Annotated in this window: 16 protein-coding genes and 1 tRNA gene; 13 read left to right on the top strand and 4 right to left on the bottom strand. The window is 32.0% G+C overall.

Annotation, left to right across the window (positions count from 1 at the left end):
- The first annotated feature begins 248 nt into the window (after positions 1–248).
- The 5 genes from A8C32_RS01410 to A8C32_RS01390 all read left to right on the top strand — a co-directional run bounded on the left by A8C32_RS01410 (position 249) and on the right by A8C32_RS01390 (position 3,250).
- Positions 249–572, top strand: a complete 324-nt coding sequence (locus A8C32_RS01410; protein WP_123803296.1) for a hypothetical protein — start codon at positions 249–251, stop codon at positions 570–572.
- Entirely contained in the window at positions 569–1,000 is a 432-nt protein-coding gene (locus tag A8C32_RS01405) for a peptidoglycan DD-metalloendopeptidase family protein (protein ID WP_083253204.1), read from the top strand. Before A8C32_RS01410 ends, A8C32_RS01405 begins: the two co-directional genes overlap by 4 nt.
- A 175-nt stretch (positions 1,001–1,175) precedes the next feature.
- Complete coding sequence (locus A8C32_RS01400; protein ID WP_069828663.1) at positions 1,176–1,382, top strand: T9SS type A sorting domain-containing protein; 207 nt, start codon at positions 1,176–1,178, stop codon at positions 1,380–1,382.
- A 188-nt stretch (positions 1,383–1,570) separates the two neighbouring features.
- Positions 1,571–2,812, top strand: a complete 1,242-nt coding sequence (locus tag A8C32_RS01395; protein WP_069828662.1) for a metallophosphoesterase — start codon at positions 1,571–1,573, stop codon at positions 2,810–2,812.
- A 141-nt stretch (positions 2,813–2,953) separates the two neighbouring features.
- Positions 2,954–3,250, top strand: coding sequence for a thioredoxin family protein (locus A8C32_RS01390; RefSeq protein WP_069828661.1), 297 nt, complete (start codon positions 2,954–2,956; stop codon positions 3,248–3,250).
- Here the strand turns inward: A8C32_RS01390 and A8C32_RS01385 are convergent, their stop codons facing one another.
- Both A8C32_RS01385 and A8C32_RS01380 read right to left on the bottom strand, forming a co-directional pair.
- The gene (locus A8C32_RS01385; RefSeq protein WP_069828660.1) at positions 3,251–3,970 is read right to left on the bottom strand and encodes a polysaccharide deacetylase family protein; all 720 of its coding nucleotides are present in this window, start codon (positions 3,968–3,970) and stop codon (positions 3,251–3,253) included.
- A gap of 13 nt (positions 3,971–3,983) precedes the next feature.
- Positions 3,984–7,295, bottom strand: coding sequence for a glycosyltransferase family 117 protein (locus A8C32_RS01380; protein WP_069828659.1), 3,312 nt, complete (start codon positions 7,293–7,295; stop codon positions 3,984–3,986).
- 238 nt (positions 7,296–7,533) lie between these two features.
- On the opposite strand from A8C32_RS01380, the gene A8C32_RS01375 reads away from it, so the two are divergent.
- Positions 7,534–7,606: transfer RNA gene (locus A8C32_RS01375), tRNA-Gln, on the top strand.
- 79 nt (positions 7,607–7,685) lie between these two features.
- On the opposite strand, the gene A8C32_RS01370 is transcribed toward A8C32_RS01375, so the two are convergent.
- Entirely contained in the window at positions 7,686–8,510 is an 825-nt protein-coding gene (locus tag A8C32_RS01370; protein WP_069828658.1) for a universal stress protein, read from the bottom strand.
- 218 nt (positions 8,511–8,728) lie between these two features.
- On the opposite strand from A8C32_RS01370, the gene rimP reads away from it, so the two are divergent.
- The 5 genes from rimP to A8C32_RS01345 all read left to right on the top strand — a co-directional run bounded on the left by rimP (position 8,729) and on the right by A8C32_RS01345 (position 14,922).
- A complete protein-coding gene (gene rimP / locus A8C32_RS01365; RefSeq protein WP_069828657.1) occupies positions 8,729–9,190 on the top strand; it encodes a ribosome assembly cofactor RimP in 462 nt (153 codons plus the stop codon).
- Between the two features lie 11 nt (positions 9,191–9,201).
- Entirely contained in the window at positions 9,202–10,434 is a 1,233-nt protein-coding gene (nusA, locus tag A8C32_RS01360; protein WP_069828656.1) for a transcription termination factor NusA, read from the top strand.
- A 104-nt stretch (positions 10,435–10,538) separates the two neighbouring features.
- Positions 10,539–13,370 (top strand): translation initiation factor IF-2, encoded by a 2,832-nt coding sequence (gene infB / locus A8C32_RS01355; RefSeq protein ID WP_069828655.1) that lies wholly within the window; start codon positions 10,539–10,541, stop codon positions 13,368–13,370.
- Positions 13,371–13,638: 268 nt separating this feature from the next.
- A complete protein-coding gene (locus A8C32_RS01350) occupies positions 13,639–14,223 on the top strand; it encodes a tail fiber protein (RefSeq protein WP_165605770.1) in 585 nt (194 codons plus the stop codon).
- Positions 14,224–14,232: 9 nt separating this feature from the next.
- Positions 14,233–14,922, top strand: coding sequence for a T9SS type A sorting domain-containing protein (locus tag A8C32_RS01345; RefSeq protein ID WP_069828654.1), 690 nt, complete (start codon positions 14,233–14,235; stop codon positions 14,920–14,922).
- A 146-nt stretch (positions 14,923–15,068) separates the two neighbouring features.
- On the opposite strand, the gene A8C32_RS01340 is transcribed toward A8C32_RS01345, so the two are convergent.
- Entirely contained in the window at positions 15,069–15,452 is a 384-nt protein-coding gene (locus A8C32_RS01340) for an SPOR domain-containing protein (RefSeq protein ID WP_069828653.1), read from the bottom strand.
- A gap of 229 nt (positions 15,453–15,681) precedes the next feature.
- On the opposite strand from A8C32_RS01340, the gene A8C32_RS01335 reads away from it, so the two are divergent.
- Both A8C32_RS01335 and A8C32_RS01330 read left to right on the top strand, forming a co-directional pair.
- Positions 15,682–16,971 carry a c-type cytochrome gene (locus tag A8C32_RS01335; protein ID WP_069829149.1) on the top strand — a complete coding sequence of 430 codons (1,290 nt, stop codon included), beginning with the start codon at positions 15,682–15,684 and terminating at the stop codon, positions 16,969–16,971.
- A gap of 71 nt (positions 16,972–17,042) precedes the next feature.
- Complete coding sequence (locus A8C32_RS01330) at positions 17,043–20,168, top strand: TAT-variant-translocated molybdopterin oxidoreductase (protein ID WP_069828652.1); 3,126 nt, start codon at positions 17,043–17,045, stop codon at positions 20,166–20,168.
- Positions 20,169–20,188 lie beyond the last annotated feature (20 nt).

Genomic DNA, 20,188 nt, shown 5'->3' with positions numbered 1-20,188 from the left:
ATGAGTTTTGATAGAAACTCAAAACTACAAAAAGTTAGGCTTAAAATAAGCATAATTAATAAGGGCATTTTAAAATAGTAATATACCAATAATTATACATATGATATATTTGCATATGTTTTTCATTTAATTTTAATCGAAAGCATGCCCCAAAAATCAATCCTTACTTATCTTTTAGTTTATCATTTTTTTCTCAAAAATCTGCTGAATTTAAATTGAATCAAACTAGTACATCTTGTTTAACAAATTTGCAAAGAAAAGAGATTGTTCAAGAGCTAAAACAAATTGAAATTCTATTAAAGAGAGAAAATAAACTAATAAAAGAAAATAAAAGTATTCTTAATCCATTATTCATTTGGCCTGTTAAAAAAGTAAGTCATATAACTTATAATGAGATTTGGGCTATTTCAAATTATGTAGATCATAATGTTGCGTTCTCTGATGAAATTACAGATTTTAATGGAGGTGCGAAAAGTTATGATACATACAGTGGCTATAATCATCAAGGGGTAGATATTTTCATTTGGCCTTATTCATTGAATATGTTAGAGAATAATGGACTAGAGGTATAGTAGCATCAAGTGGGCAAATTATTTTTAAAAAAGATGTAGAATTTGATGGAAGTTGTGCTTTTAACAGTAATAGATGGAATGCGATTTATATTAGGTATAGTAATGGTAGTGTAGTTTGGTATGGATATATGAAAAAAGGACTGTTAACCACCAAAAATATTGGAGATATGGTTGCACAAGGAGAGTATTTAGGAGTTGTTGCTAGTTCTGGTAATTCATCTGGACCTCATTTACATTTTGAGGAGTATCAAGATAATAGTTATACCAAAGATAAGTTAATAGATCCTTATGCAGGACCAAGTAATAATTGGAACGCTAATTCTTGGTGGCTGTCTCAAAAACCATATAAAAATCCAACAATAAATGCATTAACCACAAATACAGCCAATCCAGATTTTCGGAAGTTGTCCAAACCTATCTGTTACTAATAAGAAAAATAACTTTGCTATTAATGAGCGTGCTTATTTTGTAACCTTTTTAAAAGATTAATTAGGGTTTTACCTTAATTTAAGGGCTTGTAAACTAGGTAATTATTTAGTTTATTAATGGGGTCGTAGTTTAATTCGAGATTTTTCAGCATCATGGAGGTCTTATAATGCAATTGTGGATGTTAATGGACAGTCGAGAGTAGAGGGGAAAAATATTGAAAATGTTAGTATATACCCAAACCCATTTAATAATGAGTTTTTTATAAAATCTAGTACTGCAATTAACACTGCTATTTTAACTGATGCTTTAGGTAAGTTAGTTCTTCATAAGAAATATAATAATACAGGAATTAATTCAATACAAATTGAAAACCGTTTTTAACGGATTATATTTTTTAGAACTCAAAACAGGAGTAAATAAGAGTGAAATAATTAAAGTTGCTAAGAATTAAATAGTTTTCCTGTGCATTTTTTAAGAAAAGAATATGTTTAAATCTTAAGTATTAGTTAAATAAAAATCTCTTATTAAGTATTAATTTAGAATACTGTTATATTTGATAAAAAATATATATGTTACGTTGGGTTATTGTTCTTATTGTTTTTGGAGGTGTAGACCTTTATGCATTTCAAGCTATAAAAACAATATCTAGGGGGCAGTGGTTACTCTGGCTTTATGTAATTATATCTGTATTGATTTATGGTTATATGACTTATGTTTTTTTTAACTATGACAGAAGTATTGGTCCTAATGCTGCAACATTACGTGCTATAGGGCTTTTTTTATTGATGTTTCTTCCCAAAGTAGTCCTTTTTGTTATTATGTTTGGAGAGGATATACTTCGTGTTTTTATTGGAGGATATAACTATTTAACAGACAATTTTTTCTCAGGAACTTCAGAAAAATATATACCTACTAGAAGGCTTTTTTTAAGTAAATTAGCTTTGGGCTTATCTGCTATTCCTTTTGCTTCGCTACTTTATGGAATATTTAAAGGAAAATATAACTATAAAGTTTTAAAGTATACTTTATATTTTGAAGATTTGCCAGAAGCTTTTGATGGTTTTAAGTTAACACAAATTAGTGATATACATTCTGGTAGTTTTGATGATAAAGACGCAATAGAATACGCTGTAGATTTAATTAACGATCAAGATACAGATGTGATTTTGTTTACTGGAGATATAGTTAATACAAAAGCTGAAGAAATGGATCCTTGGATTAATACATTTAAGCGTATTAAAACACCAGAATTTGGAAAGTACTCGGTTTTAGGAAATCATGATTATGGTGAATATGTGTCATGGCCAAGTAAAATTGAGAAAGAAGCTAATTTTGAAGCGATAAAAAATATCCATAATAAAATAGATTTTAAACTGTTATTAAATGAAAGTCGTTATATTGAAAAAAACGGACAGCGTTTAGCGCTTATAGGTGTTGAAAATTGGGGTAAAAGTTTTAAAAAGGCTGGGGATTTAGATTTGGCAACAAAACATATTTCAAGTGATGATTTTAAAATTTTAATGAGTCACGATCCTTCGCATTGGGAGTATGAGGTAAAGTCGCATAAAGAACATTATCATTTAACATTAAGTGGCCATACACATGGTTTACAGTTTGGTATAGAAATACCAGGTTTTTTCAAGTGGAGTCCAGTGCAATATGTTTACAAGCAGTGGGCAGGAATTTATAAAGAGGCAGGACAATATATTAATGTAAACAGAGGTTTTGGTTTTCATGCGTACCCTGGACGTGTTGGGATTTGGCCAGAAATATCAGTTATAGAGCTTAAAAAGGGTTCAGATAATGCATAATTGCTAAGAAATACTATATTTACTATAAAATTTTATACCTTTAGCTAGGGGCATGGTTAATCTACTTTTGCATAATTGGTAGAAAAACAAATAAAAATTGTAGGTTTGTGTAAGTATATTTGGCTAATAAATAATTAAAGTATGTCAAAATTTGGGAAACTAATAGATACAGATGTTCCTGTTTTGTTAGATTTTTATACAGAATGGAATGATGAAACTGAGTCAATGCATCTTACTTTAAGAGATGTAGCTGCTGCTCTGGGCGATAAAGCCAAAGTTATTAAAATTGATGTTGAGAAAAATAAAGAATTAGCTGGAGCTTTACGTGTTAAAGCATTACCAACTCTAATTATTTATAAAGATGGAGAGATGAAATGGAGGCAAAGTGGAGAGCTAGATGCTAATACACTTATAGCTATGATTCAAGAATACCTTTAATTAAAATAAATAATTGTTGTTTTTAGGAGTATAATTACTACTATTAAGAGATTTGAAAACATATCCTTTTTCACTAAAATATTCTAATACTTTTGGAAGTGAGTATTGCATGTTTTTTGAAGCTTTAATGCTGTCGTGAAATACAATAATACTTCCACGTGTTGTGTTTTTAATTACATTGCTTAAGCAAGTTTTTTTATCTACAGTTGCATCCCAATCAAAGGATAAAACATCCCACATAATTATTTTATAACCTAATTTTATTAAGCTTTTACCTTGTTTTGGGGTTATTTGTCCGTGCGGAGGGCGAAAAAAATTTGTAGGTTCACGATTAATAATATTAGAATTTGCTATTTGAAATTTACTATTTGATACTTGAGAATATATTATGTCTTGCGCCTTAGTAATACTTTTTATATAATCGTTAGTTTTTGTTTTCCAGCCTTTAGTATGATTGTGAGTGTGGTTTCCAATATTATGCCCATCTTTTAAGATGTTTTCAAAGATATCTGGGTACTTTTCAATATTGTTACCAATACAAAAAAAAGAGGCTTTAGCATTGTACTGTTTTAAGGTGTTTAAAGTCCAATTAGTAATTTCTGGTGTTGGACCGTCATCAAAGGTTAAATAAATAATTTTATCAGTTGTTTGAATGTCCCAAATATAATTTGGGAACATTCTCTTTACAACTTTAGGTGTTTTTATAGGTGTTAAGGTCATACCTTATACCAAATTAGTTCGTAGTATCATTAGTTATTGGTACGCCGCTATCTACAGGAATATCTTTATCTGTTTTAGGAGCTTGCTCTTCTTCATCTCCACCATAAAAACGTTTAAAAGATCTTAAGTGGTTATTAAATACATCACCTTCGCTTTTAGCAAATTCAATATCATATTCCACTAAGACATCAATCAAACCTTTATAACGTTGAATGTCTGTATAGATGTCTTCAAATAAACGTTCTTGATTGTTAATTTTTAAGCTGCTATAATAGCTAAGGTTTTCTTGATATTTTTTAGAAACGTCTTTAAACAAGCCTCTAGCTTTTTCTTTATTGCCTATTTCATAATAAGCACTAATATAAGGTTCTAGTAGTGTGTAAAAACCAAAATATTCAACAGGCATATTGTTCATGGCAATATCTGCTATTTCTTCAGCTTTGTCTAGTTTTTTCTCGTTAATTAATTGCTCTATTAATCGGGCTAAATTACCTCTATAACTTATTGAGTTTTTACGAGTTTCAACATCATGGTATATGTCTGGACTACCACTATTACCCCAATCCCAGCTTTTAACTTTTTCGTACATAAGGTCGCTATCAACACGTCCCATATCAAAAGGATTAGCTTTATCTACTGGAGTTTTAATAGGAACTAACTTATAGCACATACCGTCTAACTGTAGATAATCTTTCATCCAGATGTAGTCATCGTCTCCAAAGCTACCGCCTGTAAAATAAATAGGGCGATTCCAATCGTTATTTGCAACAATGTCGAGCATTAGTAACCTGTTTTTCATAAGTCCACCTCCTTTTATATTTAGATCAATATAAGGCACTATTTTATCGGCATCTTCAGGTTTTACAATACCAGATTTTAAAGCATTGTTTTTATTTACTGGAACTCTTAAATGTCTTGTAGGTAGGTAGGTCATTTTTAAATCTTGACTTCTTACTTGAGATAAATCGACTCCTTTTTGCTCTAAAATATATTTATATTTTGTTTTTGGATTATTACTTCCAACAAAATCTAAAAATTGTTTAAGGTTTAATGTGTCTCTAATAACTGGTTGTATTAGGATATAGTCATTGGTTCCATATTTATACGAATCATGTGTTAATTGAGATGGTATAGGATCGCTTTCATATGCTTTTCGTTTCATTTGATCGATGTACCAATCTGTTTGAAATAAGCTAGTATTTACTACTCTAACATCTGTCCTATAACCCTCAATTTCTTGCGCATACCAGAGAGCAAAAGTATCATTATCACCAATGGTGAATAAGATCCCATTTTCAGCACAAGAATCAAGATACATTTTGGCCATAGCATTGGCAGTATGTTTACCAGATCTATCATGGTCATCCCAATTGTTAGCCGCTAAAATACTTGGAACTAATATTAAGCAAGCTACAGTGATTATTGGAGCAGCTAATTTTTTGGGTAAGTGTTTTTTTAGGACATCATATATGCCGTAGACGCCTAAGCCAATCCAAAGGGCAAATACATAAAAAGAACCAACAACAGAATAATCACGCTCCCTAGGTTCAAAAGGCCGCACATTGGTGTAGACTTGTATAGCAATTCCTGTAAAAAGGAAAAATACAAGCATAATCCAAAATAGTTTTTTATCTGTATTAAATAAAAAGAAGAAACCAATAAGCCCTAAAATTAAAGGAAGAAAGTAGTAAGTGTTTCTTGCTTTGTTATTTTTAACATCGCTAGGTAAATTGTCTTGCGATTGATCTAAATGCCACTCATCAATGGGTTTTATTCCACTTAGCCAATTTCCATGATTATCATAACGGCCTTGAATGTCGTCTTGTTTGCCTGTGAAATTCCACATAAAATAACGCCAATACATATACCCCAATTGGTATTCAAACATATAGGCTATATTGCTTAGTAATGATGGTTTTTCAATATCAATATATTCTTTAAATTGTTTTAAAAAATTATTATAATCTTCATAATCAACATTGCCTTGTGCTACGTCATTTTTAAATTTGGAAACAGTAGAGCGCAATTCATTTTCCATTTGGTAGTCAGGCTTTAGTTTAAAATTTAAAAACCCAGAAAACATCATGTAATTTTCGGCATGCTCAGAACTCCACATACGCGGTAAAATAGAGGCGTGTTTAGAATTGTAATTTTGTTTGTTATTTTTGTAATCATTAACTATGACATACTCACCTTTGGTTTCGTTTTTTTCATATTTAGGTTTGTCATCGCTGTATGGATTGTTTTCATCAAGTCCAGAATATTGATCAGTAAATTGAGGACCATAAAACAAATGCGTTTCTGGGTACTGTTCTAAATTATAATATGCTAATAACTCTCTGGCGCTAGAAGGATTATTTTCATTAATAACCACATTAGCATTGGCACGTACAGGAAGCAAGAGCCATGACGAAAAGCCTATGATAACAAAAGTTAAGCATAAAACACCTGTATTTAGATGTTTGTATTGCTTTTCTTTTGTATATTTTAAACCATAATAGATTAGGGCTACTAATAAGATACCAGCAATAATAGATCCTGAGTTAAAAGGTAGTCCTATAGTATTCACAAAAAAGATTTCTAGAACACTAAAAATTTTAAGAATATTAGGAGCAAGTAGTTTAAAAACAAAAAGTAAAATACCAACAGAAACAATATTAGCTATAATAAAGTTTTTAATAGTAATGGTTTTGTAGTTTTTAAAGTAATATATAAGTCCAATAGCGGGTATAGTTAATAGCCCCATAAAATGTACTCCAAAAGATAGTCCAATAACAAAGGCAATTAAAATTAACCAACGATTACCTCTAGGTGTGTCCATCTCTTGTTCCCAGCGTAATCCAAGCCAAAACAAAACAGACATAATTAAGGTTGCCATAGCGTAAACCTCGGTTTCAACCGCGTTAAACCAAAAAGAATCAGTAAAAGCAAAAGCTAAACTACCTACTAAACTACTTCCTAAAATAGCCATAGACTTATCTTGGGAAAGTTCTTCATTGTTAGATACTAATTTCTTTAGTAATAAAGAGATAGTCCAGAACATAAAAAGAATAGTGAATGCACTAGCTATAGCACTCATCATGTTCATCATAAAACCAACTTGAGAAGGTTTAAAAGCAAACATAGAAAAGAAAGCTCCAAGCATTTGAAATAGTGGAGCTCCAGGAGGGTGTCCCACTTGTAGTTTGGCTGATGTTAAAATGTACTCACCAGCATCCCAAAAACTAACTGTGGGTTCAACCGTTAGACTGTAGGTGATAAGCGCTATTAAAAAAGAGAACCAACCTAAGATAGTATTCCATTTTTTATAGTTGAAATGTGACATGTATATGTGTATTTATTTGCTTTGGCGAATTTAACAATAAATATGAAATGAGGCGTAACTATTTAGTTAGTCTTAACACAAAAGTATGAAGCCAAAATAATATGTAAAAAAACTAATATAGTCAACTTGTTGATATTGTTACTGTTTTTTAAGTAAACGCTAAATATTTGAAAATATTTTCAAAAAACATTTGCGCAAATAGAAAAATGTTTTAAATTTGCCACCTCGTTACAAAGAATGGCCTATGGTGTAACTGGCAACACGTTGGTTTTTGGTACCAAAGAGTCTAGGTTCGAGCCCTAGTAGGCCAACTCTAATTCAATCCTGATTATGAAAATAGTCAGGATTTTTTATTGCACTAATTTTTGTTGTATGTGCTTTAAGAAAAAATTAAATTTTAAATGTTAGCACAGGACGTTTTGCATGATTAACTAAATCTTCACTTATACTGCCGTTAAAGAAATGAGAAATTCCTTGTCTGCCATGAGTGCTCATGGCAATTAAATCTGCTTGTATCGAGTTTGAGAAATTCATAATTCCTTTTTCGATATTAACATCATTGTAAATATTTATGGAGTAGTTGGAGAAATTGAATGCTCTTGCAAATTCTTTCATTCTGTGTTTAGCATGTGCTGAAGTTATAAATTTATTAGGAGTGTTTACCAATAGTAAATGGATTTTGGCATCTAACTTTTTTGCAAACTGAATAGCTTTTTGGTATGTTATTTTGTTCTCGTCTTTAAAATCTGATGCAAATACGAAGTTGTTGATATTAAATATTTTGTGTTTGTTTTTAATTACTAATACAGGTGTTTCAGAGGTGCGAACTACTTTTTCGGTATTACTTCCTATAAGCATTTCTTTTAAGCCGCTGGCACCATTAGAGCCCATGATAATTAAGTCAATATCATGTTTTTTGCAAGTATGAAAAACACCTTTAAAAATCTCATGAAAGTTAACGTCCTCAATTATCTTAATGTCTTTTAAGTAGTCTTTTTTCTTTAGTTCTTCAAATTGTTTGTGAGCTAGTTTCATAAAATAAACGGCTTCAGGTAAATTGTTGTAGGATTTTAAAGGATCAACTTCGTGAAGAGGTATTTCAAGTATATGTAATAAATAAATTTCACTATTGTGTTTTTTAGCTAACTGTGCTGCTACTTTTAAAGCATTTTCGGCTTGAGTAGAAAAATCTGTTGGGACAAGTATTTTTTTCATATATACAGTTAATTAGTGTTAGGTGTTATTGCGTAATATGGTTTAAATTATAATTTAGTATTTGGGCTATGCTCATCTTGAGATTTATAAGTGTTAAGTTGTATCTAAATTTATAAAATATTCCTTTAAAAATCAATAAAATATTATATATTTGCACTGTTGAAAGACAAAAATAAATAAATGAGGGGACGGAAAGTCCCCTCTTTTTATACTAAAAAATGTTTAAAACTACTGTTACAGATTTACTTGAAGCTGCTCTAAATGATAGGCCAGATTTATTTCTTATTGATTTTTCTATTCAAAGTGATAATCATATAAAGATAATTATAGATGGAGATAATGGACTTCTAGTTGAAGATTGTATGTTTATTAGTAGAGCTATAGAACATAATATAGATAGAGAAGAGTACGATTTTTCTTTGGAAGTTATGTCTGCGGGAGCAACAGCTCCTTTGGTTCATAAAAGGCAGTATAAAAAGAATATAGGCAGAACGTTTAAAGTAAAAACTGCTTCAGATAAAATTGAAGGCACACTTACTAAAGCAACTGACGATAATATTGTATTAGAATGGAAGGTTAGAGAACCTAAACCAATAGGGAAAGGTAAAGTAACTGTAAAAAAGGAAGCGAATATCGCTTACCAGGATATTGTTGAAGCAAAAGTTATGATTAAATTTTAATTTAAAGAGTTATGGAAAATATCGCGTTAATTGAATCTTTTTCAGAATTCAAAGATGATAAGCTTATTGATCGTGTCACGTTAATGGCAATTTTAGAAGACGTATTTAGAAGTGCTTTAAAAAAGAAATTTGGTGATGATGATAATTTTGATATTATTGTAAATCCAGATAAAGGTGATTTAGAAATATGGAGGAATAGAGTAGTAGTTGGAGACGGAGAAGTAGAAGAACCTAATCAAGAGATTTCATTATCAGAAGCGCGTAAAATTGAGCCAGATTTCGAAGTAGGTGAAGATGTATCGGAAGAAGTAAAATTTATTGATCTAGGGAGACGTGCTATTTTAGCATTGCGCCAAAACTTGATTTCTAAAATTCATGAGCACGATAATACTATAATATATAAGCAATTTAAGGATTTAGTAGGCGAAATATATACTGCTGAAGTTCATCATATTCGTCATAGAGCAGTAATTCTTTTAGATGATGAAGGCAATGAAATAGTGTTACCTAAAGATAGGCAAATACCTTCAGATTTCTTTAGAAAAGGAGATAATGTAAGAGGTGTTATTGATACGGTTGAGCTTAAAGGAGCAAAACCAACCATTATAATGTCCAGAAGTTCACCTAAGTTTTTAGAAAAATTATTTGAACAAGAAATACCAGAAGTTTTTGATGGTTTAATTACTATTAAAAATGTTGTAAGAATACCAGGTGAAAAAGCAAAAGTAGCTGTAGATTCTTATGATGATAGAATAGATCCAGTAGGGGCTTGTGTTGGTATGAAAGGTTCAAGAATTCATGGTATAGTTCGTGAGTTAGGTAATGAAAATATTGATGTTATTAATTATACAAATAACTTACAATTATTTATTACGAGATCATTAAGTCCTGCCCGAGTAACTTCAATAAAAATTAATGAAGAAACTAAACGTGCCGAAGTTATATTAAAGCCTGAAGAGGTAAGTAAAGCTATAGGTAGAGGAGGTCATAATATTCGTTTAGCTGGTCAATTAACTGGATATGAGATTGATGTGTTTAGAGAAGGAGCAGAAGAGGATGTAGAATTAAGAGAGTTCTCTGATGAAATTGAAGGATGGATTATAGAGGAGTTTAGTAAAGCTGGATTAGATACTGCTAAAAGTATTTTAGAGCAGGATGTGAAGGATTTAGTAAAAAGAACAGACCTAGAAGAAGAAACAATTAGTGATGTTCTTAGGATACTAAGAGAAGAATTTGAAGAGTAATATTAAAACTATTATGAAATAATATAAAAAATACTTGAATAGATTTTTTATATTTTATGATAGAATTAGTATAATATATATATTTGAGTATTTTAAAGGCAATTATGGCTGAAACAATTAGATTAAATAAAGTATTACGCGAGCTTAACATCTCTTTAGATCGTGCCGTAGAATTTTTAGATTCTAAAGGTGTTGAAATAGAGAAAAGACCCACTACAAAAATTTCAGAAAAGGTTTATGAAATCCTTTCTGATGAGTTCCAAACAGATGCTAGTAAAAAAGTAGCATCTAAAGAAGTTGGTCAGGCTAAGCTAAAAGAAAAAGAAGTGTTGCGTGTGCAACGCGAGCGTGAGCTTGAAGAAAAGCAGAAAATAGTAGAAGCCAAAAAAGAAGAAGTCGTTAAAGCTACTAAAGTACTCTCAGGACCAAAACAGGTTGGAAAAATTGATTTAGACTTTAAGAAGAAGTCTCAAGATAAGCCTGCTACAAAAGCAAAAGAGGTTTCTGTTGTTAAAGAAGAAGCTAAGAAGGAAGAGTTAGTAGAAGTTAAAGAGGTTGAAGTAGTTAAAGAAGTGAAAACTGAAAAGGTTACACCTAAAGTTGAAGAAGAACCTATTCTTAAAAAAGAAAAAGCAGAGATTAAAGAGCCTGTAAAAGAAGAGCCAAAGAAAACTGCACCTGTAAAAGAAGAACCTAAAAAGGAAATAGTAACTACTATTGATGAAGAAGGTAATGTTATTTCAGACGAAAAAGTAAAGACACAGTATAAAAAACTTACAGGCCCAAAAATAGCAGGTGATAAAATTGATTTATCTCAATTTAATAAGCCTAAAAAGAAAAAAGAAGAGAAGAAACCAGATGCGAAGCAAGGTGATTTAGCAAAGAAAAAGCGTCGTCGTATAAGTAAAGCTGGAGCTCCAAATACTGGCGGTCAAAATAGATCAGGAGGAGGGAGATCAGGAGGTAATGACAGGTTTAAAGGAAAACCAGGTCAAGGACAAGGACGTCGTAATATAGTTAAGGAAGAACCTAGTGAAGAAGATGTTAAGAAACAAGTGCGTGAAACACTTGAGAAACTCCAAGGCAAATCTAATAAAGGTAAAGGCGCTAAGTATAGAAGAGATAAAAGAGATCAGCATAGAGAACAATCTGAGATCGATCAGCAAATAGAAGCAGCAGAAAGTAAAATACTTAAAGTTACAGAATTTGTAACAGCAAGTGAAGTTGCAACCATGATGAATGTTGGAGTAACTCAAATTATATCAGCATGTATGTCACTTGGTATGATGGTAACAATGAATCAGCGTTTAGATGCAGAAACACTTTCTATTGTTGCAGAAGAATTTGGTTATAAAGTAGAATTCGTAACTGCCGATATTGAAGAATCTATTGAAGAGGTAGTAGATAAACCAGAAGATTTATTGCCAAGAGCACCTATTGTAACCGTAATGGGACACGTAGATCATGGTAAAACATCTCTTTTAGATTATATACGTCAAGAAAATGTAATAGCAGGTGAGTCTGGAGGAATTACACAACATATTGGAGCTTATGGTGTAGAGTTAGAAAATGGACAAAAAATAGCATTTTTAGATACACCAGGTCACGAGGCCTTTACGGCAATGCGTGCACGTGGAGCTCAAGTTACAGATATCGCAATTATTGTAGCTGCGGCAGATGATGATATTATGCCACAAACAAAAGAAGCAATCTCCCATGCACAAGCAGCAGGAGTACCAATAGTTTTTGCTATAAACAAAATTGATAAGCCAGATGCAAATCCAGATAAGATTAAAGAAGGATTAGCACAAATGAATTTGTTGGTAGAAGATTGGGGAGGTAAAATTCAGTCTCATGATATATCTGCAAAAGTGGGAACTGGTATAAAAGAATTATTAGAAAAAGTATTGCTTGAAGCTGAATTATTAGAGTTAAAAGCAAATCCAAATAAACCAGCTGTAGGTACAGTAGTAGAAGCATTCTTAGATAAAGGACGTGGTTATGTGTCAACTATATTAGTTCAAGCAGGAACTTTAAAAGTTGGAGACTATGTATTGGCAGGTCAACATAGTGGTAAGATTAAAGCGATGCATGATGAGCGTGGTAATGATGTTACTGCTGCAACACCATCAACGCCAGTATCTATATTAGGATTAGATGGTGCGCCACAAGCTGGAGATAAATTCAATGTCTTTGAGGATGAGCGTGAAGCTAAACAAATAGCAGCTAAACGAGCACAGTTACAACGAGAGCAATCAGTTAGAACGCAACGTCATATTACATTAGATGAGATTGGTCGTCGTATTGCACTTGGTGATTTCCAAGAACTAAATATTATTCTTAAAGGTGATGTTGATGGATCAGTAGAAGCATTAACAGACTCATTCCAAAAATTATCAACTGAAGAAATTCAAGTTAATATTTTACATAAAGGAGTAGGAGCCATTACTGAGAGTGATGTATTATTGGCATCAGCATCTGATGCTATTATTGTTGGATTTAATGTGCGTCCTGTAGGGAATGCAAGAATGATAGCAGATAAAGAAGAAATTGATATTAGAACTTATTCAATCATTTATGATGCTATAAACGATCTTAAAGATGCAATGGAAGGTATGTTGTCTCCAGAACTTAAAGAAGAGATCACAGGTACTGCCGAAATTAGAGAAATTTTTAAAGTATCTAAAATAGGAAGTATTGCAGGTTGTATGGTAACCAATGGTAAAATACTTAGATCATCTAGTATCCGCTTAATACGTGATGGTGTAGTTGTTTATACTGGTGAATTAACATCATTAAAACGTTTCAAAGATGATGTTAAAGAAGTAGCTAAAGGATACGATTGTGGTATGCAAGTTAAAAACTACAATGATATTAAAGAAGGAGATGTTATCGAAGCATTCCATGAAGTAGAAGTAAAGAAGAAATTGAAATAAGTATTTCTAAAACTATATTTAAAAGGCTTACTGCATGCAGTAAGCTTTTTTTGTTTTTAAATCATCTCTGTAAAGTTTAAAAGAGGTTTTATATTCAATGATTTTCTCTTAAGTGCTAATTTATGGTTGTTTTGAGAGAGATAGTTTACTATTAAATTAAACTGTCTAGATATAAATGCTCATTGTCGATAAGTAGTATTCTTGCACTTAATATAGCTTATATTTAGAGTATAAACTACTAATTAAATTTAATTAAAAACTCTCAATCATGAAAAAATCAATTACAGTTTTAAGCTTATTTATATTATTAGGTTTTAGTAATCTAGTCAATGCACAAGAACCATTTCTTGCAGAAATAAAAATGTTTGGTGGTAATTTTGCCCCTAGAGGATGGGCATTCTGTGATGGGCAATTATTGCCTATATCACAATATTCAGCACTTTTTTCTCTTTTAGGAACGACCTATGGAGGAGATGGTCGTACTACATTTGCTTTACCAGATTTAAGAGGTAGAGTTGCAATACACCCAGGTAATGGTCCTGGATTATCTTCTTATAGACAAGGACAAAAAGGTGGAGCAGAAACAAATACGCTTACAGTAAACCAAATGCCTTCTCATAGACATTCTGTTAATGCAGTCATGGAAGATGGAAATGAATCTGTTCCAACTAACAATGTGCCAGCTGGAACTAAGGTATTAGATAAAGAATATTCCAGTGATACACCAAATACAACAATGAAAAGTTCAATAATAGGGAATACCGGAGGTGGACAACCTATTAATAACATACAACCCTATGGTACGGTAAATTATATTATAGCATTACAAGGGATATTTCCATCAAGAAGTTAAATCATAATTATGAAAACATACATAGCCCTAGTTTTTTTTACAACATTTAGTTTATTTGGATGGTCTCAAATTACATTTAATGGAGCACATCCGTTATTTGATAATCAAAACTTCACGTTCAACTTTGATAGTGTAGATGGAACAGGAAGAAATATTTATACAACCTCGCCTATTGATGGGAATCAACCTTGTGGGGGTATAGGTGTTTGCGAATTAATGATTGCATGGAATGATATAGATAACCAATGGGAAATATTGGCAGATGATGGTAATGGAGACTTTTTATCAACATTTGTTATATTTAAAAACACAGAAGAATCGATACCTAATCCTCCAAGTATAATTTTAGGAACTTGGGAAGAGAATACAGATCTACTTATTTCTGGTCAAGCAGGAGGAAATTTAACAATGGCAAATACAATTCTAATAGGTGACGTTCAGGATTCCGCTTTAAATGTTTCTAATGAAAAATTTCTCGATTTAATTAGGATATATCCTAACCCTGTGGAAAATATTCTTAATATTAAGAGTAATCAAGTGCTTAAAACTATTGATATTTATGATGTAAGAGGTAAAACTGTTTTAAGTATCTCTAATAATTTAAATGCAATAGACATTTCTAAGTTATACAGGGGGCTTTATTTTCTAAAAATAAAATTTAAAAACTTTGTTATCACAAAAAAGATAATGATAAATTAATTTTAACGTTTGTATAAAATTAGAAGAATTTAAGATCCATTAGGTTAAGATTACGAATATAAACTAAACTACATATTATTTGTTTTAAGCAGAAAGAGCAACCTATATGGATTGCTCTTTTGTGTATATTTAAATAGTTTATCAAACTATTTTTTTTGCTTTTTAGGCTTAAAGATAAAAGCAGAAGGGAACTTTTCTTTAATCTTTTTTAATGCTCTATCCGCTTCTAAACGTGTTTTAAAATTACCAACCCAAATTTTAAAGTTTGGAGTTTCATATTGCATTGAAGGCTGCCAATCAGTAAATTCATTATCGAATTTTGTTTTAGCATTTTGTGCACCAGACCTGTGACCAGAATAAACCTGTATTTTATATCTATCAGAATTATTAACGTCCACTTGCATCTCTTTTTTAAGATCCAATAAAACGGCTATATTTTTATCTTGATTTATAATAACATTACCCTCTTGTGCAAAACAATATGAAGAAGTTAATACAAAACAAAAAAGGCTTAAAAAACTAATTTTCATATCTAATGGTTCTATTTTAATTTAATTTTATACAAATGTATATGTTATAAACTTAATTGAGTGACTTTTTATTATTTAGAATTTCTCTAAATTAGGAATTAACGCTTCTCTAACATTTCTAAAATCGACTTTAAGTATTACTTTTGCGAGAGATTTTTTTAAGTGTATTTTTTTCTATTATTAAATGAAAAAATCATACCAAAGTTTAGAAGTTAATTTAACCAACAATATGAGAAAGGTGATTCACCGAAAATTGAGCATAAACATTCTTCGTTTAGGCTTAATTATATTATTAGCATTTACAACATCGCTTTCGGCTCAGGAAGGAGATTCTGTAAAAGGAAAATCATTGTTTAATGCCAATTGTGCTGCTTGTCATAAATTAGATAAAAAAATGACAGGTCCTGCTTTACGTCATGTGGAAGTACGTTTAGCAAGTGAGGGCTTAGATAGAGAATGGATCTATGCATGGGTAAAGAATAGTTCTGCTGTTATTAAGTCTGGAGATGCTTACGGGAATAAGATATATAATGAGTATGGTAAGGCAGCTATGACGCCATTCCCTCAGTTATCTAATGCAGATATTGATAATATTTTAGCATATACTGCTGAAGAAAAGAAAGTGCCTGCTGTATCGGTTGATACTGCCGCGGTTAGTTCAAGTTCTTCAGATTCAAGTAGTGTTTCAAATGAAATTATTCTAGGTGCGTTAGCATTTTTATTTATGTTGCTTGTGATAGCTTTGTATTCAGTGAAGAAAACATTGCGTCGTTTTGCCGAAGTGCATAATATTGAATTAGAAAATTCTACAGAAAAAACTCCATTATGGAAAGTAATTATTAAGAATCAATTTTTAATGATTGTTGTTGCTATATTCTTTTTACTATCAAGTGCCTATTTTATTTATGGGTATTTATCTCAAATAGGTGTAGATCAGGGATATCAACCAGTGCAACCTATACATTTTTCACACAAGATTCATGCTGGTGATAATGGTATCGATTGTAAGTACTGTCACTCATCTGCTAGAGTTAGTAAGACTTCTGGAATTCCATCGTTGAATGTGTGTATGAACTGTCATAAGTCTGTTTCTGATTATAATGGAGAAACAACAATAGAGCATTCAAAAGAATTTTACGACGGAGAGATTCAAAAATTATATGCAGCCGCAGGTTGGGATGATGCTGACCAAAAGTATACAGGAGAATCACAACCAGTAAAATGGGTACGTATTCATAATCTTCCAGATTTCGCATATTTTAACCACTCACAACACGTTACTGTTGCAGGTGTAGAATGTCAAAAATGTCATGGTCCTGTAGAGGAAATGGAAGTTGTATATCAGCATGCTCCATTAACAATGGGATGGTGTATTAACTGTCATAGAGAAACAGATGTTAATGTGAAAGATAACGCGTACTACACAAAAATACATGAGGAATTGTCTAAAAAGTATGGTGTAGATAAATTAACAGCAGCTCAAATGGGTGGTCTAGAATGCGGTAAGTGTCACTACTAATTAAGTAGCTCTCTTTTCGTGAAAGCGGAAAATTTTAAAAAATAAAATAAGAAGTAATTCAATTATATAATATGTCATCAAACAAGAAATACTGGAAAAGTGTTGAGGAGCTAAACGAAAACAGCTCTATTGTTGAGACGCTAAAACAAAACGAGTTTGTTGAAGAAATCCCTACTGATGAATTTTTAGGAGATAAAGATACATTAGAGGCTACATCAACAACACGTCGCGATTTCTTAAAATATGTAGGGTTTAGTACTGCAGCTGCTTCTTTAGCAGCTTGTGAAGGACCTGTTAAAAAATCTATACCTTATGTAGTGCAGCCAACGGAAATAATTCCAGGGGTTGCTAACTATTATGCAACAACAATTGCAAACGGTTTTGATTTTGCAAGTGTTTTAGTAAAAACGCGTGAAGGTCGTCCAATTAAGATTGAAAACAACACATTAGCAGCCACTAGCGGTAGTGCAAATGCTAGAGTGAATGCTTCTGTTTTAGGATTATACGATAGTTTAAGGTTGCAAAGTCCAAGAAAACAAGGAGAGTCTCTTTCTTGGAATGCTTTTGATTCTGAAACAAATCAAAAGTTAACAGATATTGCTGCTACAAATAAACCTATTGTATTATTAACTCAAACTTTTGCTAGTCCATCAACAAGTAAGTTAATAGCTGAGTTTACCGAGAAGTATGGTAATGTTCGTCATGTTGTTTATGATGCAGTTTCAGAATCTGCAGCACTTGATGCATATCAAGCTAAATACGGAGAACGTGCATTAGCAAATTATGATTTCTCTAAAGCATTGTCTATTGTTTCTGTTGGAGCAGATTTCTTAGGAGATTGGCAAGGAGGAGGTTTCGATTCTGGATACTCTAAAAACAAAGTGCCAGTATATGGTAAGATGTCAAGACATATTCAGTTTGAATCTAATATGTCTCTTACAGGAGCTAATGCAGATAAACGTGTACCTTTAAAACCTAGTGAACAAAAATTAGTATTAGCTAAGTTATATAGTTTAGTTACTGGAGTTTCAGTTTCTACTGGGAAATTACCAGAGCATATAGAGAAAGCTGTTGAAAAAGCAGCTACGCAACTTAATAAAGCAGGTAGCAGCGGTGTTGTTGTTACAGGTATTCAAGATGTAAATGCGCAAACAGTTGTTTTAGAAATTAATGAAGCTTTAGCAAGTAAAGCTTTTGATAAAGCAACACCTATTAAAACAAGACAAGGTAACGATAAAGCAGTTCGTCAGTTAATAACTGATATGAAAGCGGGACGTATAGGGGCTATTATCATGAGTGGTGTTAATCCAGTATATACTTTAGCAAATGCTTCAGACTTCTTAGAAGGTCTAAAAAAGACAGATTTGTCTATTACCTTTTCGATGAAAGAAGATGAAACATCTTCTGAGTCACAATATATTGCTGCAGCACCTCATTACTTAGAGTCTTGGGGAGATGTTGAACTTAAAAAAGGACATTATGCGTTAACTCAACCAACTATCCGTCCTTTATTTGATACAAGACAATTTCAAGAAGCTTTATTAAAATGGACAGGAAACGATGTTTCCTACCATGATTATATAAAGGAAGCTTGGGGAACTGATATTTTAGGAGGTAGTTCTTTTAATAAAGCATTACATGATGGTGTTTATGTTGGTTCAATTTTAACAGAAATAGCTTCAGTAGATTCAGAAGAAATTGAAGAAAAAACTGAAGAACCAACTCAAGTAGTATCAGGTGATGCAGCTAGAGCTTTAGCTGCATCTGGAAAGTCTATAGGAAGTTTAGAATTGACATTATATACTAAAGTAGGTATGGGTGATGGTCAACAGGCCAATAATCCATGGTTACAAGAGTTTCCAGATCCAATTACAAGAGCATCTTGGGATAACTATTTAACGATTTCTAAGGCCGATGCAGATGCGTTAGGTTTAATGAATAAACATGTTGCTACAGGAGCCTTAAATGGTAGTTATGCAAATGTTACAGTTAATGGAGTTACTATAAAAGCTCCAGTAATGATTCAACCAGGACAAGCTAAAGGTTCTGTTGGATTAGCATTAGGTTATGGAAAAACAAAAGGTTTAAAAACAGAAATGCAAACAGGTGTTAATGCTTATGCATTATACCAAAACTTTAATAGTGTTCAAAAGGTTACAGTAGAAGCTGTTTCTGGAGAACATGAATTCGCTTCAGTACAGTTGCATAATACTTTAATGGGGCGTGGTGATATTATTAAAGAAACAACATTAGAAGTTTTTAATACTAAAGATAAAAAGTATTGGAATGCCATTCCAGTAGTATCTTTAAATCATGAAGAAACACCAGTAACATCTCCAGAAGTTGATTTATGGGATGAATTTGATCGTTCTATAGGACATCATTTTAACTTATCTATCGATTTAAATTCATGTACAGGATGTGGGGCTTGTGTAATTGCATGTCATGCAGAAAATAATGTACCTGTTGTTGGTAAAGAAGAAGTTAGAAGAAGTAGAGATATGCATTGGTTGCGTATAGATAGATACTATTCATCAGATGAGACTTTTGAAGAAGATAATTCTAAGAAAGAAGGATTCTCAGGTTTATTTGGAGATAACGGTTCTTTAGGTGGATTTGGTGAAATGGAAAATGCTTCAGATAATCCTCAAGTAGCATTCCAACCAGTAATGTGTCAACATTGTAATCACGCACCTTGTGAAACAGTTTGTCCAGTAGCAGCAACATCACATGGTCGTCAAGGTCAAAACCATATGGCATATAACCGTTGTGTGGGTACACGTTACTGTGCAAACAACTGTCCTTATAAAGTGCGTCGTTTTAATTGGTTCCTATATAATGGAAATGATGAGTTCGATTATCATATGAATGATGATTTAGGACGCATGGTATTAAATCCAGACGTTGTAGTGCGTTCTCGTGGTGTTATGGAAAAATGTTCTATGTGTATTCAAATGACACAAAAAACAATCCTTGATGCTAAACGTGACGGGCGTGTTATTAAAGATGGTGAATTTCAAACAGCATGTTCTGCAGCTTGTAGTAGTGGAGCAATGACATTTGGAGATATCAATGATAAAGAAAGTCAAGTTGCAAAACTTAAAGAAGATAATCGTATGTATCACTTGTTAGAGCATGTAGGCACAAAGCCAAACGTAATGTACCAGACAAAAGTGAGAAATACAACTGAAGCATAATAATTAATTAAGAAACACTT

Source organism: Flavivirga aquatica (assembly GCF_001747085.1).
Classification (GTDB): Bacteria; Bacteroidota; Bacteroidia; order Flavobacteriales; family Flavobacteriaceae; genus Algibacter_C; species Algibacter_C aquatica.
Note: the sequence above shows the minus strand (reverse complement) of the source record. Positions and strands in the feature narration are given on the sequence as shown.

Bases quoted from the DNA above. Each gene is read 5' to 3' on its own strand.
- A8C32_RS01395 (WP_069828662.1), top strand. From the start codon at position 1,571: ATGTTACGTTGGGTTATTGTTCTTATTGTTTTTGGAGGTGTAGACCTT.
- A8C32_RS01390 (WP_069828661.1), top strand. From the start codon at position 2,954: ATGTCAAAATTTGGGAAACTAATAGATACAGATGTTCCTGTTTTGTTA.
- A8C32_RS01385 (WP_069828660.1), bottom strand. From the start codon at position 3,970: ATGACCTTAACACCTATAAAAACACCTAAAGTTGTAAAGAGAATGTTC.
- A8C32_RS01380 (WP_069828659.1), bottom strand. From the start codon at position 7,295: ATGTCACATTTCAACTATAAAAAATGGAATACTATCTTAGGTTGGTTC.
- A8C32_RS01370 (WP_069828658.1), bottom strand. From the start codon at position 8,510: ATGAAAAAAATACTTGTCCCAACAGATTTTTCTACTCAAGCCGAAAAT.
- rimP (WP_069828657.1), top strand. From the start codon at position 8,729: ATGTTTAAAACTACTGTTACAGATTTACTTGAAGCTGCTCTAAATGAT.
- nusA (WP_069828656.1), top strand. From the start codon at position 9,202: ATGGAAAATATCGCGTTAATTGAATCTTTTTCAGAATTCAAAGATGAT.
- infB (WP_069828655.1), top strand. From the start codon at position 10,539: ATGGCTGAAACAATTAGATTAAATAAAGTATTACGCGAGCTTAACATC.
- A8C32_RS01350 (WP_165605770.1), top strand. From the start codon at position 13,639: ATGAAAAAATCAATTACAGTTTTAAGCTTATTTATATTATTAGGTTTT.
- A8C32_RS01345 (WP_069828654.1), top strand. From the start codon at position 14,233: ATGAAAACATACATAGCCCTAGTTTTTTTTACAACATTTAGTTTATTT.
- A8C32_RS01340 (WP_069828653.1), bottom strand. From the start codon at position 15,452: ATGAAAATTAGTTTTTTAAGCCTTTTTTGTTTTGTATTAACTTCTTCA.
- A8C32_RS01335 (WP_069829149.1), top strand. From the start codon at position 15,682: ATGAGAAAGGTGATTCACCGAAAATTGAGCATAAACATTCTTCGTTTA.
- A8C32_RS01330 (WP_069828652.1), top strand. From the start codon at position 17,043: ATGTCATCAAACAAGAAATACTGGAAAAGTGTTGAGGAGCTAAACGAA.